Below are 15,981 nucleotides of genomic sequence, written 5' to 3' on the forward strand. Positions count from 1 at the left end.
ATTAGTCGTCAAAGAGACGATAAGCCCCTAAGAGGTGTGGCGTGACGACTACGGAGCTCCCGCTCTTCATCCTGGGCCAGGGCACCGACCCGCACAGCGAGCGCGGCGTCGACTGCCCGGGAGACCTGCCCCCCGCGTCCGACCCCGGCCTGGTCGAGCGCGCGAGAAGGGCCAAGGCCGCCCTGGGGGACCGCCTGTTCGTGCTCGGGCACCACTACCAGCGCGACGAGGTCATCCAGTTCGCCGACGTGACCGGAGACTCCTTCAAGCTGGCCCGTGACGCCGCGGCCCGCCCAGAGGCCGAGTACATCGTCTTCTGCGGCGTGCACTTCATGGCCGAGTCCGCCGACATCCTGACCGGCGACGACCAGCGCGTGATCCTGCCCGACCTGGCCGCCGGATGCTCGATGGCCGACATGGCGACCTTCGACCAGGTCGAGGAGGCGTGGGACGTGCTGACCGACCTCGGCCTCGCCGACGTCACGGTCCCGGTCACCTACATGAACTCCTCGGCCGACATCAAGGCGTTCTGCGGGCGCAACGGCGGCACCGTGTGCACCTCCTCCAACGCCCGGCGCGCCCTCACCTGGGCGTTCGACCAGGGCCCCGACGGTCCCGCGCTGGGCGGCGGCGACCGCAAGGTGCTCTTCCTGCCCGACCAGCACCTCGGGCGCAACACGGCCGTCCTGGAGATGGGACTGTCGCTGGACGACTGCGTGGTCTACAACCCGCACCGCCCGAACGGCGGGCTGACCGACCGGCAGCTCAGGGACGCCAAGATCATCCTGTGGCGCGGGCACTGCTCGGTGCACGGGCGCTTCTCCGCCGAGAGCGTCGACGACGTGCGCGACCGCGTCCCCGGGGTCAAGGTGCTCGTGCACCCCGAGTGCCGCCACGAGGTCGTCACCAAGGCCGACCACGTGGGCTCGACCGAGTACATCATCAAGATGCTCGACGAGGCCCCCGCCGGTTCCTCGTGGGCGGTGGGCACCGAGTTGAACCTGGTCAAGCGGCTGGCCGCCCAGCACCCGGACAAGAACGTGACGTTCCTGGACCGCGCGGTGTGCTACTGCTCGACGATGAACCGCATCGACCTGCCGCACCTGGTGTGGGCGCTGGAGTCGCTGGCTCAGGGCGACGTGGTGAACCAGATCACCGTCGACCCCGGCACCACGCGCTGGGCCAAGGTCGCCCTGGAGCGCATGCTGGCCCTGCCCTGACCCCTGTCCGCCCGCACCGGCCCCGGCGCCCGCGCGCCGGGGCGGGGTGAGGGGCCTCAGGCGAGTTCGTACAGCACGCGGACGACCACGTTGATCGTGCCCTGCCCGGGGTTGATCGTGCCCTGCTCCGCGACGGCGAACCGGGAGGGGGACGTCTCCCCCTCCTCCTCCATCTTCAGCACCCGGCCCACGCGGCGGCCGGCCAGCGCGGCGTACTGCCGCGCCTTGGCCAGCGCGTCGCCGTAGGCGGCGGCCCGCGCCTGCCGCATCAGAGCGGCGCCCTTGGAGACCTCGAACGAGATGCCGCTGAGCCGCGCCTCCTCCCCGGCCGCCGCCACCGCCTCGACGACGGCGTCGGCCACCGACAGGTCGCGGATCAGCGCCTCGACGCCCTGGGAGGCGCGGTAGCCGACGACCTTGGGGTACTTCTCGTACTCGGCCGCGAGCGACAGGTCGTTGGTCCGCAGGTTCCTGCGGCTCACGCCCGCGGCCAGCAGCGCCGCGGTGAGCTTGCCCGCCGCCGTCTTGGCGGCCGAGAACGCCTCCCCCGCCCTGGGCCTGCGCACCTCCACGCCGGCGTTGAGCCGCATCACGTCGGGCGTGGCCTGGACGCTGCCGCGCCCGGTGACGGCGAGCTCGCCTCCTTCACCGGCGGCCGGGCGGGGTGCCGCGGTCGCGGCGGGGGCCGGCGGCGGGGCGGGGTCGGCGAGCGCCGGACCCGCCTGGAGTCCCGCGAGGACGAAGACGGCGGCCGTGGCCGCCGCGCTCAACTTGGTCATGAGGCCATGCCACCACCGGCCCCTCCCCCGGCCGCCGAGCCATCTGCGGGCGCGACCGGAACTTGACCGATCGCAGGCATCCCCGCTGGGGCGCGGGTACCGTTTCTTGCACCGCGCCGGGCGGTGCGCCGCTGGGGCCGCGGCAGGCCGGGCACGATCGGCAGCCTGCCGAGCCCGGCCAGGCTGGGCAGCCTCGGCGGGGCGAGGAACCCCTCGGCGATCACCGACGCCAGCCCGACCTTCGGCAGCACCCGCGTGTCGTCGAAGGCCAGGAAGCGCGGCACCCACTGGGGCCGGTACTTGGCGTTGGCCCGGTACAGCGATTCGAGCTGCCACCAGCGCGAGCAGAACACCAGCGTGTACCGCCACAGGCGCAGCACCGGCCCGGCGCCGAGCCGGGCCCCGCCCTCGAACACCGACCGGAACATCGCGAAGTTCAGCGAGACCCGCTTGACCCCGAGTTCGGGCGCCTCGGCGACCAGCCCGGCGACCATGAACTCCATCAGGCCGTTGTCGGCGTCGTGGTCGCGCCGCATGAGGTCCAGCGAGAGGCCGTCGTCGCCCCAGGGCACCAGCGACAGCATCGCGGCCGGGCGGTCGCCGGCGTCGAACGCCTCCACCAGGACGCAGCGGCCGTCGGCCGGGTCGCCGAGCCGGCCGAGCGCCATCGAGAACCCGCGCTCGGCGTGGGTGTCGCGCCAGGCGGCCGCGCGGTCGGCGACCAGGCGCAACTCCTCGGCCTTCAGGTCGGCGTGCCGCCGGATCCGCAGCGTGAACCCCGCCCGCCGTATGCGGTTCACCGCCTGGCGCACCCCGCGCATCTCCCTGCCCTCCAGGCCGAAGGCGCCGACCTCGATCACCGCCTCGTCGCCGAGCTCCAGCACGCGCAGGCCGGCGCGCGCGTAGGCGTGGGCGGCGGCCTCGCTCGGCCCGATGACGGCGGGCGCCCAGCCGTAGCGCCGGGCCTCCTCCAGCCAGGCGCGGATGGCGGGCGCCCACGCCTCGACGTCGCCGATGGGATCACCCCCCGCCAGGCACACCCCGGCGACCACGCGGTAGGAGACCGCGGCCTTGCCGCTGGGCGAGAAGATCGCCGCGCGGTCGCGGCGGGTGGCGAAGTAGCCCAGCGAGTCGCGGGAGCCGTACGCGTCCAGCAGGGCCCGGATGCGCTCCTCGCCGTCGCGCGAAAGCTCGGCCCTGGCCCGCTGGGACCGGAACAGCACGGCGAAGGCCACCAGCACGGCGACGGCGCTGAACAGCCCGATGACGAAGTTCACCCACGAGGGCGGCCGTCCCGAGCGGTAGAGGTCGAGCGAGGCGGCGCCGCCGAGCGCCCTCTCCAGCGCCCAGGGCAGGTGGTGGCCGGGCCTGAGGGAGCCGGGGAAGAAGGTCACCAGGGCGTATCCGACGCCGCAGGAGACGCCCAGCAGCGACGCCAGCGTGAGCAGCGCCTTCTTGAAGGAACCGCGGCGCATCGGGGCGAAGAACTCGTCTGGCGCGGCGGCGAGCACGCCCAGGACGGCGGCGGACACCACCAGGTTGATCTGCGAGGCGACGACCTGCCGGGTGAGGGCGAACTCCGCCACCAGGTCGGGCATGAGCGAGGAGGACATGACCACCGCGAGGTCGCCCAGCACGAGCAGCACGAAGATGGCCACGAGCACCCAGTAGGCGGCCCGTTTGTGGCGTGCCAGGGCCCCGGCCAGGATGGCCAGGAACACCGCGTACCCGAGGTTCGGCTCGACGGGGAACAGTGCCGTCTCGATGAGGTCGCTGAGCGGCTTGAGCGCGTGCCGTATCGGCGGAACCAGCGCTATCACCGCCGAGTAGGCCGCGGCGGCGGCCATGAAGACGGACAACGCGCGCGGCACCACGGCCCTGAAGCGGCCTCCGGCGCCGGCCGCCACGGCGGCCCCCGCCCGGCCCTGTTCGGTCACTGCCACCCTGTTTCCCCCCGGCGATGGCTGATCTGCCGGGTGGTATACCCCTCTGATCATCGCCTAAGGGCCACAAGGCCATGACTGATCGTATTCGGTCCAGGACGTTACGTTACGGGCGACCTGACGGGCGCCGGACCGGCGTCACAGGCCGGGGGCGCCCCAGAGGGGGAACCAGCGCGACAGGTCGGGCTCGATCGGCAGCTCCTGCTCGACGGCGGCGCGCACCTGCAGCTCCAGCGGGTTGTCGCGCCGCCGGTCGGGCAGCGGGGCGAAGGGGTAGAACGTGCCCCGCTTGTAGAGGTAGACGAGGGCCAGGCGGCGGCCGGACGGGCCGGCGAAGACCGCCATCGAGCACAGCAGGGACGGGCCGAACCCCGCGCCCTCCAGCGTGGAGTTGACGCCGTGCAGGTCGGTGACGAGCGCGGCGAGGTCGTCGGGCGGGCGGCGGACCACGAGCCAGGTGTACCCGAAGGAGTCCTGCGAGAGCTCGGCCACCACGTCGCCGAGCAGGTCGGTGACGTCCCGCTCCACCGTGGCGAACGCCCCGCCCTCGGCCGGCCGGAAGCACACCGACCCCAGGCCGGTGGACGCCAGGCCGGTGGACGCCCGCAGCGTCAGCGCGGCCGACGGCAGCGCGAACAGCGCGTCCAGGTCGGGCTCGGGCGTCTTGCCGCGGCCGAGGAGGGCGTCCAGCCAGCCCATCGGCTCAGACCTCGCGGCCGAGCTGGAGGGAGATCTGGCGCAGCTGCTCCAGACGGCGCTCCAGCGGCGGGTGGGAGGCGAACAGGGTGGCCAGGCTCGCGCGGCCGGACAGGGCGGGGGCGAAGAAGAAGGCGTTGAAGGGCTGCGCCTCGCGAAGGTCGCGGGTGGGGATGCGCGACATCTCGCCGGTGACCTTCACCAGGGCGGAGGCCAGGGCCGAGGGCCGCTGGGTGATCAGCGCCCCCGCACGGTCGGCGGCCAGCTCGCGGTAGCGCGACAGGGCGCGGGTGAGCAGGAAGCTGACGGCGTACACCAGCAGCGAGACCAGCATGATCAGCAGGCCGATCGGGGGGCCGTTGCCGTTCCCGCGGTCGCGCCCGAAGCCGGAGTAGAGCGCGAAGCGGGTCATGAGCCCGGCCACGACGCCGAGGAAGGACGCGATGGTCATCACCGCGACGTCGCGGTGGGCCACGTGGGACAGCTCGTGGGCGACGACGCCCTCGAGCTCGGGCGGGTCGAGCCGGCGCAGCAGGCCCGTGGTGACGCAGACGACGGCGTGCTTCTGGTCGCGCCCGGTGGCGAAGGCGTTGGGGACGTCGGTGTCGGCGATCGCCACGCGGGGCTTGGGGGTGCCGGTGATCGCGCTCAGCCGGTCGACGAGCCCGTGCAGCTCGGGCGCCTCCCGCGGCGAGACCTCCCGCCCGTGCATCGCGAACAGCGCGATGCGGTCGGACAGGAAGTACTGCGCCAGCAGGAGGCCGCCGGCCAGGACGAGCACGACGATCGCCCGCGCTCCCAGGGCGACCAGCAAGGCGATGAAGGCGACGTAGAGCAGCCCGAGCAGGAACATGGTGACGACCATGCGGGCGGCCAGACCCCGGTCGGGAGCGAACCGGGCGTGAGTCATATGCCCAAGTTATCCCGGGATGAGGCCGGAATCCCCAAGCATGCCCCGCACCTCGTCGATCGATGCGTCAGCAGGCGGCAAAATCAGCTCGGACGGCTCAAGCGAATCGTCGGGGAGCGGCTTGCCGACCTGGCGCACCTTGTCGAGCAGCGCGTGCAGCTTCGACCGGAACTGCGTCTCGTCTCCGGTCTCGATGGCGGCCTCCAGCTCGCCGTCGAGCAGGTTGAGCACGTCGATGTCGCCCTCGGCGATCTCGACCTGCCCCTCCCCCATGATGCGGGCGATCACAGGCCCTCCCCCGGCTGCCGGTACTGCTGGGTCGGCTGGCCCTGCTGGGGGTAGGGCTGCTGCTGCTGGCCCTGCTGCTGCGGCGGAGCCTGCTGCTGGCCCTGCTGGCCCGCCTCGATGGCGTCCCTCGGGGCCGGGCCCTGGCCCAGCTCGGCCTTCATGCGGGCGAGCTCCAGCTCGACGTCCCTGCCGCCGCCCATGCGGTCGAGCTCGACCTGGATGTCGTCGCCACGCTGGCCGCTGTAGTCGTCGAGCGCGCCACTGGCGAGCAGCTCGTCGATCGCGCCGGCGCGCGCCTGCATCTGGGCGGTCTTGTCCTCGGCGCGCTGGATCGCCAGACCCACGTCGCCCATCTCCTCGGAGATGCCGGAGAACGCCTCGTTGATGCGCGTCTGCGCCTCGGCCGCGGTGTAGGTGGCCTTGATGGTCTCCTTGCGGTGACGGAAGGAGTCGACCTTGGACTGCAGCCGCTGGCTGGCCAGGGTGAGCTTCTCCTCCTCGCCCTGCAGGTTGTTGTGCTGCACCTGGAGGTCGGCGATCTGGGTCTGCAGAGCCGAGCGGCGGCTCAGGGCCTCGCGCGCCAGGTCCTCACGGCCCACGCTGAGGGCCTTGCGGCCCTGGTCCTCCAGTTTGTTGGACTGCTGCTGGATCTGGTTGATCTGCAACTCGACGCGCTTGCGCGAGGTGGCGACGTCGGCCACCCCCCGGCGGACCTTCTGGAGGAGCTCAAGCTGCCGCTGGTAGGAATAGTCCAGCGTCTGGCGCGGGTCCTCCATCTTGTCCAAGGCGGTGTTCGCCTTGGACTTGAAGATCATCGAAAGTCTCTTCATCACGCTCATGCGCGTTGGCCGTCCCCTTCTTAGGTAGTGCTGTGCCTATGTTCCCGCTCGCCGCGACGCCCCGGTCGGCCGTATGCTCATCATGCTCCCTCGCGCAGGCCCGCGACTCCATAGGCTGCCCGCTCGTCGCAGCCTCGAATACCGCGGCGAAGTCGCCTGGGTCCACCCTACGCATAACGCGCGAGGGCGTCATTAAGTTGCACCGCCGGTAGGCTGACGTCGTGTTCCGACGTCGCGCACAGTCCCCCGCGGACGACTCCTCCTCCGCGTCCCCCGATTCCATGGCCAAGGTCGCGGGCAAGGGGCGCCCCACCCCCAAGCGCCGCGAGGCCGAAGGGCGCCGCCGCCAGCCGGTGACCGCGCCCAACAACCGCAAAGAGGCCTACAAGCAGGCCCGCGAGCGCCAGGCCGCCGAGCGCGTGCGCGCGCGGGAGGGCATGCTGAGGGGCGACGAACGCTACCTGCCCGTCCGCGACCGCGGCCCGGCGCGCAAGCTGGCCCGCGACTGGGTCGACTCGCGCAGGACGGTCAGCCAGTACTTCCTGCCCGTCTCCCTGCTGCTGCTGGTCGTGCTCTGGGTCGTCCCGCTGTTCGGCGGCCAGACCGGCATGCTGCTGTACTCCTACGCCATCACGTTCCTGTGGCCGCTCATGATCGTGGTCGTGGTCGCGAGCTCCATATGGGTGTCGCAGCGGGTGAAGAAGGAGGCGTCCGCGAAGTTCCCCGGCGAGAGCCTCAAGGGCGTCGGCTTCTACGCCGCCATGCGGGCGATGCAGATCCGCCGCCTGCGCTTCCCGCCGCCGACCCTGCTCCCCGGCGGCGAGCCGGTTCCGCCGAAGAAGTGACGCGTGCGGCCCGCCCCCCGCGGGCCGCTACCGCTCGCACGGGGCCGTGAGATGACCGTTTAGGGTCGATCCATGGAATTCCGCCATCTCGGCCGCAGCGGTCTCAAGGTCAGCGAGATCAGCTACGGCAACTGGATCACCCACGGTTCCCAGGTCGAGGAGGAGGCCGCACGCGCCTGCGTCCACGCGGCCCTCGACGAGGGGATCACCACCTTCGACACCGCCGACGTCTACGCCGGCACCAAGGCCGAGGAAGTGCTCGGCCGCGCCCTGCAGGGCGTGCGCCGCGAGTCGCTGGAGATCCTCACCAAGGTCTACTGGCCGACCGGGCGGGGCCCGAACGACCGCGGCCTGTCGCGCAAGCACATCACCGAGAGCATCCACGGGTCGCTGCGCCGCCTGCAGACCGACTACGTCGACGTCTACCAGGCCCACCGCTACGACGCCGAGACGCCTCTTGAGGAGACGCTCCGCACCTTCGACGACCTCGTGCGCCAGGGCAAGGTGCTCTACGTCGGGGTCAGCGAGTGGAACGCCTCGCAGATCGCCGACGCGCTGAGCATCGCCGACCAGATGGGGTTCGACCGGCTGGTGTCCAACCAGCCGCAGTACTCCATGCTGTGGCGGGTGATCGAGGGCGAGGTCGTCCCGCTGTGCGAGAAGGAGGGCCTCGGTCAGATCGTGTTCTCCCCCATCGCGCAGGGGGTGCTGACCGGCAAGTACGTGCCGGGTCAGGAGCCGCCCGCCGGGTCCCGCGCGACCGACCCCACGGGGGCCGACTTCATCTCCCGCATGCTGAGCGACGACGTGCTCACCCGGGTGCAGGAGCTCAAGCCCATCGCGTCCGACCTCGGACTGTCGATGGCGCAGCTCGCGGTCGCGTGGGTGCTGCAGAACCCGAACGTCTCCTCCGCCATCATCGGCGCGAGCCGCCCCGAGCAGGTGCGTGACAACGTCAAGGCGGCCGGGGTCAAGCTCGGCGCCGACGTGCTGGCGAAGATCGACGGCGTGCTGGGGCCGGTGGTCGAGCGCGACCCGGCGAAGACGGTGAGCCCGGCTTCGCGGCCCTGAAAAGCAAATGACCTTAAGGAACTTAAAGGCAGGTCCGAAAGGTCATTAGCACGTCTGGGCCCTTTGTGTTTTCCATCACTTGCGTACCGTGAAAGCACAGAGGGCCCGGGGGTCACTCCACCCGTAGAGACATGCCTGCGTACTCCACGGTTTCGCCTTCGAGCAGCGTCACCTTCTCGACGCCGGCCTCAAGCAGCGTCTTCCAGTTCTCCCCAAGCCATGACTCGGCGTCGGCCTGACTCGGAAAGATCTCGCGCGGCAACGTGCCTTCGGTGACCTCACCGCCATTAGCATTTTCATAACGCCATCGCCAAGTCATGCCATACGCTCCTTTTCGCGGGGTTTGCCCGATGCCGACAGGCTGAGCAGACCCTATCTCCTGGGAGTGTCCCGCAGATCTTGCAGCCGGCGCGCCGGGACAGGCCAGGAGGCCCCGTCAGAGCCGCCGGACGCCGCTCGGTGGCCCCCCGTCGAGGATGGAGACCAGCTCATGCCGCCCACGTTCCGTCGCCCGGCCTCACCCGCCGGCCCCGGACTCGCGAAGGCGGCACCGGCCCCCGGTTCCCCGCTCCCCCCTGCCGCCCCGGCCCTCCGCCCCCGAGCCACCGCGCCCAGGCCCGCCGAGGCCTCCCGTCCCGGAGCGCCCCGTCCCCACGCGGCCCGTCCCGAGGCGGCCCGTCCCGTGACCTCCCGTCCCGTGGGCGCCCGGTGAAGGTTCTGCTCTCCGGCACCGCCGGGCCGTACGGCTGGCCCGAGCCCGCTTGCGGCTGCGCCTCCTGCGGCCGCCTGTCACCCGGCCACCGCCTGCCGACCGCCGTCGTCATCGACGACGTCATCCGGCTGTCGCCGCCCGCCGGCCTCCCCCTGTCGCCGCCCGCCACGCTGCCCAAGGGCTACCGGATGACCGTCACGCCCGACGGCTACGCCGTCAGCGGGCCCGACCACGGCCGGGTGCTGCACGCCACGGCCGGCGAGGACTGCGGGGCGCCCTCGCCGAGCTGGGCCGAGGAGGCGTACGACCTCGTGCTCATCGACCTGCTCGACCGCCCGCAGCGCCTCGGCGACCTGCGACGCCGCGGCCTGGTCGCCGCGCACACGCAGGTCGTCGCCGTCCACCTCGACCACCGGCTGTCGTCGGAGGCCGAGCTCGAACGACGGCTGGCGTTCTGGGGCGCCCAGGCCGTGCGGGACGGAACGACGCTCGACACGCGCGTGCCCGCTCCCGCCCGTCCCGCGCCGCCCCGGCGCACGCTGGTCATCGGCGGCGCCCGCTCGGGCAAGTCCGCCGAGGCCGAGATGCGGCTGATCGCCGAGCCCGACGTCACGTACGTGGCCACCGGGCCCGCCGGCGGGCGCGACCCCGAGTGGCTGGCCCGCGTCCGGGCCCACCAGCGCCGGCGGCCCCCCTACTGGACGACCATCGAGACCACCGAGCTGGCCGCCCTGCTCAGGTCGGCCACCGGCCCGCTGCTCGTCGACGGCCTGGGCACCTGGCTCGCGGCGGTCTTCGACGGCTGCGGCGCCTGGGGCGACCCCGCCTACGACCGCCCCCGGGGCCGCAAACCTGGCCGCTTCGGCACGGCGCTGGACGCCGTGGCCGCGCGCTGCGACGAGCTGGTGGCCGCCTGGCGGCAGACCCGGGCCCAGGTGATCGCCGTCAGCGACGAGGTGGGCCTGAGCGTGGTGCCCGCCACGGCGAGCGGGCGCGTCTTCCGCGACGCCCTCGGCCGCCTGAACGAGCGCCTGGCGGCGGAGTCCGAGAAGGCCGCCCTCGTCGTCGCCGGCCGCGTCATCCCCCTGCAGGACTGACGGTGAGGATGTGGCTGAGCGCCTTCCGGCGGGGTCTGACCCAAGGTCTGACGGTGAGGAGGCAGGTGAGCGCCTCCCGGCACCGGTTGCCCGATACTTAAGGGCATGTCCGTTCCCCCCGCCGCGCCGGAGCGGCCGGTCGCCGAAGGGCTGCGCCTGGCCGCCGGGACGCTGACCATCTGGCCGGTGGGCGCCCCGCGCGCCGACCGCGCGACCGCCGCCTGGGCGATGACGCTGGCTCCGGTGATCGGGCTGGCGCTCGGGCTGGCCGCCGCGGCGGTCATGTTCCTCACCGGCCACCTGGTGTCCTCGCTGCTGGCGGCGGCGCTCGGGCTGGGCGTGCTGGCCGTGCTGACGCGGGGCCTGCACCTGGACGGGCTGGCCGACCTCGCCGACGGGCTCGGCAGCGGAAGGCCCGCCGAGCAGGCGCTCGACGTCATGAAACGCTCCGACATCGGCCCGTTTGGGGTGGTGGCGCTCGCCTTCACGCTGCTGGTGCAGGCCTCGGCTGCGGCCGAGGCCGGTCCGGCGGCCCTGCTGCTCGCCTGCGTGACCGGGCGGCTCGCCGTCACCTGGGCCTGCGTGGAGGGCGTGCCGCCCGCCCGGCCTTCGGGTCTGGGCGCGATGGTCGCGGGGACGGTGCGGCTGAGCGACGCGGTGATCGCCACGGTCGCCGTCGCCGTCGCCGCCCTCCTGCTCGGCCTGGCCGCCGGGTCCCCAGTGTTCCACGTCCTGGCGGTGGGGGGCGGCCTGGGGGCGGCGTGGGCCCTGCGGGTCCACGCGACGCGGCGGCTCGGCGGGATCACCGGCGACGTCCTGGGCGCCCTCGTCGAGACGGCCGCCGCCGCCTCCCTCGTGATCTGCGCGGCCGCGCCCTGACAAGGTGCGCCGGTACGCCTGTCAGCGCCCCGGCCTGCGGTGTTGACGGACGTGGATCAACCCTCGTTTATGCGTACCGGTCAAGCACGACTAGCATCGGCGTACGTGACGACAGTGCGACTTAACGCGTCTGACTCGAGGTCGGTGGAGACCGATGCGCTCGTAGTCGGCATCCATACCTCCCCCGACGGCCCGCGCCCCGCCCCCGGCGCCGAAGGCCTGGACACCGCGCTCACCGGAGGGCTGGCGGCCACTCTGGGCGCGCTCGGCTTCTCCGGCAAGGCCGGCGAGCTCGTCAAGCTCCCCACGTTCGGCGCCGTCCCCGCGCCCGTGGTGGCCGCCGTCGGCCTCGGCCCCGCCCCCGAGGACGGCCGGTACGAGCACGAGGCCCTGCGCCGCGCGGCCGGCGTCGCCGCACGCTCGCTCGCCGGCACCGCCCGGGCCGCGTTCGCCCTCCCCACCGCCACGGCCGAGGACGCCGAGGCCGTCGCCCTGGGCGCGCTGCTCGGCGCGTACACCTTCACCCGGTACCGCACCGGCGAGGAGAAGACCCCGCTCGGGGAGGTCGTCGTGCTGAGCGCCGCGACCGGCGCCGAGGAGTCGGTGAACCGCGCCGCGACGCTCGCCGAGGCCGTGTCCCTCGTGCGCGACCTGGTGAACACGCCCCCGTCCGACCTGTCTCCCGCCCGGCTCGCCGAGATCGCCGAGGAGACCGGCGGCAAGGCCGGGCTGACCGTCGACGTCCTCGACGAGACGGTGCTCAAGGAGCGCGGGTTCGGCGGCATCGTCGGCGTCGGCCAGGGCTCGGTCAACCCGCCCCGGCTGGTCCGCCTGGAGTACACCCACCCCGAGGCGCGGTCGACCGTCGCGTTCGTGGGCAAGGGCATCACCTTCGACTCCGGAGGCCTGTCGCTGAAGCCCGCCGCCTCCATGCCGTGGATGAAGTCCGACATGGGCGGCGCCGGCGCCGTGCTCGGCGCGCTGCTCGCCGTCGCCAAGCTCGGGCTGCGGGTCAACGCCGTCGGCTACATGTGCCTGGCCGAGAACATGCCGAGCGGCAGCGCCCAGCGCCCCTCCGACGTGCTGACCACCTACAGCGGCAAGACCGTCGAGGTGCTGGACACCGACGCCGAGGGCCGCCTCGTGCTGGTCGACGGCATCACCCGCGCCGCCGAGGACGACCCCGACCTCATCGTCGACGTCGCCACCCTCACCGGCGCGCAGATCGTCGCCCTCGGCTGGCGCACCTGCGGCGTGATGGCCTCCGACGACGACCTGCGCGGTCAGGTGGTCGACGCCGCGGTGGCGCAGGGCGAGGCCGCGTGGGGCATGCCGCTCCCCGACGACCTGCGCAAGGGTCTCGACTCGCCGGTCGCCGACATCGCCAACCTCAACCCCGAGCGGTCGGGCAGCATGCTGGCGGCGGGCATCTTCCTGCGCGAGTTCGTCCCCGAGGGCGTGCGCTGGGCCCACATCGACATGGCCGGGCCCGCCTTCAACAAGGAGGAGCCGCACGGCTACACCCCCAAGGGCGGCACCGGGGTGATCACCCGCACGCTCGTGGCCCTCGCCGAGCGCTACGAGCCCGGCCGGGACGCGTGAGAGGCATGATGAGCGCAGGGCGCGCGAGCACCCGGCCACCGGCCCCAGTCGGCGGCCGGGCGGGTCACGCGCACGCGGGACAAGTGAAAAGATGCTGTGGGGCAGGCCGGGTGCGAGGTGAAATCGGGCACGACCCGGTCGTGAGGGCCCACCGATCCGACAAGGAGCTTTCCAGTGGCTGATGGCAGCGGCCCCTTCGACGTCGTCGTCCTGGGTGGCGGTAGCGGGGGCTACGCGTGCGCCCTGAGGGCGTCCGAGCTAGGCAAGACGGTCGCCCTCGTCGAGAAGGACAAGATCGGCGGCACGTGCCTGCACCGGGGGTGCATCCCCACCAAGGCGCTCCTGCACGCGGCCGAGGTCGCCGACGAGACGCGCGAGGCCGCGACCGTCGGCGTCAAGGCCCGTTTCGAGGGCATCGAGATGCCCGCCGTCCACGCCTTCAAGGACAAGATCGTCAATCGCGCCTGGAAGGGCGTCCAGGGCCTGCTGAAGAGCAAGGGCGTCACGATCTTCGAGGGCGAGGGCCGGCTCGCCGGCCCCAACCGCGTCACCGTGGACGGGCAGGCCGTCGAGGGCCACCACATCGTGCTGGCCACCGGGTCGGCGCCGCGGTCGCTCCCCGGCCTCGACATCGACGGCGAGCGGGTCATCACCAGCGACCACGCGCTGAAGCTCGACCGCGTGCCGGCCTCGGTCGTCGTCCTGGGCGGCGGCGTGATCGGCGTCGAGTTCGCCTCGGTGTGGAAGTCGTTCGGCGCCGAGGTCACCATCGTCGAGGCCCTCCCCCACCTGCTTCCCCTGGAGGAGGAGTCCAGCTCCAAGGTCCTTGAGCGCGCGTTCCGGCGCCGGGGCATCAAGTACGAGCTGGGCAAGCGCTTCGAGGGCGTCAAGACCACCGACACCGGCGTGGTGGTCACCCTGGAGGGCGGCAAGACCCTCGACGCCGAGCTGCTCCTGGTGGCCGTCGGCCGCGGCTCGGTCCACGCCGGCCTCGGCTACGAGGAGGCGGGCGTCACGATCGAGCGCGGCACCGTCGTGGTCGACCAGTTCTGCCGCACCAGCGTGCCGGGCGTCTACGCGGTGGGCGACCTCATCCCCACCCTGCAGCTCGCGCACGCCGGCTTCGCCGAGGGCATCCTGGTGGCCGAGCACATCGCCGGGCTCGACCCGGTGCCGATCGACTACGACGGCGTGCCGCGCATCACCTACTCCGACCCCGAGGTGGCCTCGGTGGGCCTCACCTCGGCCGTCGCCAGGGAGCGCGGGCACGAGATCACCGAGCTCGTCTACGACCTCGGCGGCAACCCCAAGAGCCAGATCATCGGCACGCAGGGCGCCGTCAAGATCGTGTCCAAGAAGGACGGCCCCGTCCTCGGCGTCCACATGGTGGGCAAGCGCATGGGCGAGCTGATCACCGAGGGCCAGCTGATCTACAACTGGGAGGCCCTGCCCTCCGAGGTCGCCCAGCTCATCCACGCTCACCCCACCCAGTCCGAGGCCGTCGGCGAGGCGATGCTCGCCCTGGCCGGCAAGCCGCTGCACGTACACAACTAAGCCCTCACAGGAAACGCGAGAGAAGACACCATGCCGGTTTCCGTAACCATGCCCCAGCTCGGCGAGAGCGTGACCGAGGGCACCGTCACCCGCTGGTTGAAGAAGGAAGGCGACCAGGTCGAGACCGACGAGCCGTTGCTCGAGGTCTCCACCGACAAGGTCGACACCGAGATCCCGTCGCCGTCGGCCGGCATCCTCACCAAGATCGTCGTCGCCGAGGACGAGACCGTCGAGGTCGGCGCCGAGCTCGCGGTCATCGACCAGAACGGCTCGGCGGGCGGCGCCGCCGCCCCCGCGCAGGCCGAGCCCCAGGCCGAGCCCGAGCCCGAGCCGGAACCCGAGCCCGAGCCGGAGCCCGAGCAGCCCAAGGCCGCCCCCGCCCCGCAGCCCGAGCCGGCCCCCGCGCCCGCCCCGGCGTCCTCGATCCCGCAGCCGCCGGCGGCCCAGCCCGCGCAGCAGGCTCCCGCCCCGCAGCAGCCGCAGGCCACGGCGCCCTCCCCGGCCGCTCCCCCGGCGCCCGCGGCGACCGGCGACAGCCCGTACGTGACGCCGCTGGTGCGCAAGCTGGCCGGCGAGCACGGCGTCGACCTCGACGCGCTGACCGGCACCGGCGTCGGCGGGCGCATCCGCAAGCAGGACGTCCTGGAGGCCGCCCGCGAGCAGCGCGAGCGCGCGGCGCAGGCGCAGGCCGCCGAGCCCCAGCCCGCCCCGGCGCAGCCCGCGCAGACGGCGCCCGCCGCCCAGGCGCCGGCCCCGGCTCCCGAGCCGGTCCAGGCCGACACCACGCTGCGCGGCCGCACCGAGAAGATGTCGCGCATGCGGCAGACCATCGCCAAGCGCACGATGGAGTCGCTGCAGACGTCGGCGCAGCTCACCTCCGTGGTCGAGGTCGACGTCACCAAGATCGCCCGGCTTCGCGACCGCGCCAAGGCCGACTTCCAGCGGCGCGAGGGCGTCAAGCTCAGCTTCACGCCGTTCTTCGCGCTGGCGGCGGTCGAGGCCCTCAAGCAGCACCCGAAGCTCAACGCGGTGATCAACACCGAGACCAACGAGGTCACCTACTTCGACCACGAGCACCTGGCGTTCGCGGTCGACGCCGAGCGCGGCCTCGCCTCCGCGGTGATCAAGGACGCCGGCGACCTCAACCTCGCCGGGCTGGCCCGCAAGATCGCCGACCTGGCGGAGCGCACCCGCACCAACAAGGTGAGCCCCGACGAGCTGTCCGGCGGCACGTTCACGCTGACCAACACCGGCAGCCGCGGCGCGCTGTTCGACACGCCGATCATCAACCAGCCGCAGGTCGCGATCCTCGGCACCGGCGCGGTCGTCAAGCGCCCGGTCGTCGTGGACACCCCCGAGGGCGAGGTCATCGCGGTCCGCTCGATGGTCTACCTCGCGCTCACCTACGACCACCGCCTGGTCGACGGCGCCGACGCCGCCCGCTTCCTGACGACGATCAAGCGTCGCCTTGAGGACGGCCGCTTCGAGAGCCAGCTCGGCCTGGCCTGACCCACGCCCGCCCCGCCGCCCCACCGCGGCGGGGCCG

15 protein-coding genes are annotated in these 15,981 nt (G+C 72.8%); 8 read left to right on the forward strand and 7 right to left on the reverse strand.

Annotation, left to right across the window (positions count from 1 at the left end; genetic code table 11):
* Positions 1-41 precede the first annotated feature (41 nt).
* Positions 42-1,220 (forward strand): quinolinate synthase NadA, encoded by a 1,179-nt coding sequence (gene nadA, locus PYR91_RS04060; protein WP_279777558.1) that lies wholly within the window; start codon positions 42-44, stop codon positions 1,218-1,220.
* Between the two features lie 56 nt (positions 1,221-1,276).
* On the opposite strand, the gene PYR91_RS04065 is transcribed toward nadA, so the two are convergent.
* The 6 genes from PYR91_RS04065 to PYR91_RS04090 all read right to left on the reverse strand — a co-directional run bounded on the left by PYR91_RS04065 (position 1,277) and on the right by PYR91_RS04090 (position 6,675).
* Positions 1,277-1,999, reverse strand: a complete 723-nt coding sequence (locus PYR91_RS04065) for an SIMPL domain-containing protein (RefSeq protein WP_279777559.1) — start codon at positions 1,997-1,999, stop codon at positions 1,277-1,279.
* A complete protein-coding gene (locus PYR91_RS04070; RefSeq protein WP_279777560.1) occupies positions 1,996-3,942 on the reverse strand; it encodes a phosphatidylglycerol lysyltransferase domain-containing protein in 1,947 nt (648 codons plus the stop codon). Before PYR91_RS04070 ends, PYR91_RS04065 begins: the two co-directional genes overlap by 4 nt.
* 138 nt (positions 3,943-4,080) lie before the next feature.
* A complete protein-coding gene (locus PYR91_RS04075) occupies positions 4,081-4,641 on the reverse strand; it encodes a hypothetical protein (protein ID WP_279777561.1) in 561 nt (186 codons plus the stop codon).
* 4 nt (positions 4,642-4,645) lie between these two features.
* A complete protein-coding gene (htpX, locus tag PYR91_RS04080) occupies positions 4,646-5,548 on the reverse strand; it encodes a zinc metalloprotease HtpX (RefSeq protein ID WP_279777562.1) in 903 nt (300 codons plus the stop codon).
* 9 nt (positions 5,549-5,557) lie between these two features.
* Positions 5,558-5,836 carry a hypothetical protein gene (locus PYR91_RS04085; RefSeq protein ID WP_279777563.1) on the reverse strand — a complete coding sequence of 93 codons (279 nt, stop codon included), beginning with the start codon at positions 5,834-5,836 and terminating at the stop codon, positions 5,558-5,560.
* Positions 5,833-6,675, reverse strand: coding sequence for a PspA/IM30 family protein (locus tag PYR91_RS04090; protein WP_279777564.1), 843 nt, complete (start codon positions 6,673-6,675; stop codon positions 5,833-5,835). Before PYR91_RS04090 ends, PYR91_RS04085 begins: the two co-directional genes overlap by 4 nt.
* A gap of 221 nt (positions 6,676-6,896) precedes the next feature.
* Here PYR91_RS04090 and PYR91_RS04095 point away from each other — a divergent pair, with 221 nt between their 5' ends.
* Together PYR91_RS04095 and PYR91_RS04100 are read left to right on the forward strand one after the other, a co-directional pair.
* Positions 6,897-7,520, forward strand: a complete 624-nt coding sequence (locus tag PYR91_RS04095; RefSeq protein ID WP_279777565.1) for a DUF3043 domain-containing protein — start codon at positions 6,897-6,899, stop codon at positions 7,518-7,520.
* A gap of 72 nt (positions 7,521-7,592) precedes the next feature.
* A complete protein-coding gene (locus PYR91_RS04100; RefSeq protein ID WP_279777566.1) occupies positions 7,593-8,591 on the forward strand; it encodes an aldo/keto reductase family protein in 999 nt (332 codons plus the stop codon).
* A gap of 112 nt (positions 8,592-8,703) precedes the next feature.
* On the opposite strand, the gene PYR91_RS04105 is transcribed toward PYR91_RS04100, so the two are convergent.
* Positions 8,704-8,910, reverse strand: coding sequence for a hypothetical protein (locus tag PYR91_RS04105; protein ID WP_279777567.1), 207 nt, complete (start codon positions 8,908-8,910; stop codon positions 8,704-8,706).
* Between the two features lie 389 nt (positions 8,911-9,299).
* Here PYR91_RS04105 and PYR91_RS04110 point away from each other — a divergent pair, with 389 nt between their 5' ends.
* The 5 genes from PYR91_RS04110 to sucB all read left to right on the forward strand — a co-directional run bounded on the left by PYR91_RS04110 (position 9,300) and on the right by sucB (position 15,944).
* Positions 9,300-10,400: a bifunctional adenosylcobinamide kinase/adenosylcobinamide-phosphate guanylyltransferase gene (locus PYR91_RS04110; protein ID WP_279777568.1), complete on the forward strand. Its 1,101-nt coding sequence runs from the start codon at positions 9,300-9,302 to the stop codon at positions 10,398-10,400.
* Between the two features lie 105 nt (positions 10,401-10,505).
* On the forward strand, positions 10,506-11,279 hold the full coding sequence (locus PYR91_RS04115; RefSeq protein WP_279777569.1) for an adenosylcobinamide-GDP ribazoletransferase: 774 nt from the start codon (positions 10,506-10,508) through the stop codon (positions 11,277-11,279).
* 69 nt (positions 11,280-11,348) lie between these two features.
* Positions 11,349-12,881, forward strand: coding sequence for a leucyl aminopeptidase (locus PYR91_RS04120; RefSeq protein WP_279777570.1), 1,533 nt, complete (start codon positions 11,349-11,351; stop codon positions 12,879-12,881).
* Between the two features lie 174 nt (positions 12,882-13,055).
* Positions 13,056-14,435: a dihydrolipoyl dehydrogenase gene (gene lpdA / locus PYR91_RS04125; RefSeq protein ID WP_279777571.1), complete on the forward strand. Its 1,380-nt coding sequence runs from the start codon at positions 13,056-13,058 to the stop codon at positions 14,433-14,435.
* A gap of 30 nt (positions 14,436-14,465) precedes the next feature.
* Positions 14,466-15,944 carry a 2-oxoglutarate dehydrogenase, E2 component, dihydrolipoamide succinyltransferase gene (gene sucB / locus PYR91_RS04130; protein ID WP_279777572.1) on the forward strand — a complete coding sequence of 493 codons (1,479 nt, stop codon included), beginning with the start codon at positions 14,466-14,468 and terminating at the stop codon, positions 15,942-15,944.
* Positions 15,945-15,981: the final 37 nt, after the last annotated feature.

The sequence above is a fragment of the Sphaerisporangium sp. TRM90804 genome (genome assembly GCF_029846175.1).
Taxonomy (GTDB): Bacteria; Actinomycetota; Actinomycetes; order Streptosporangiales; family Streptosporangiaceae; genus Sphaerisporangium.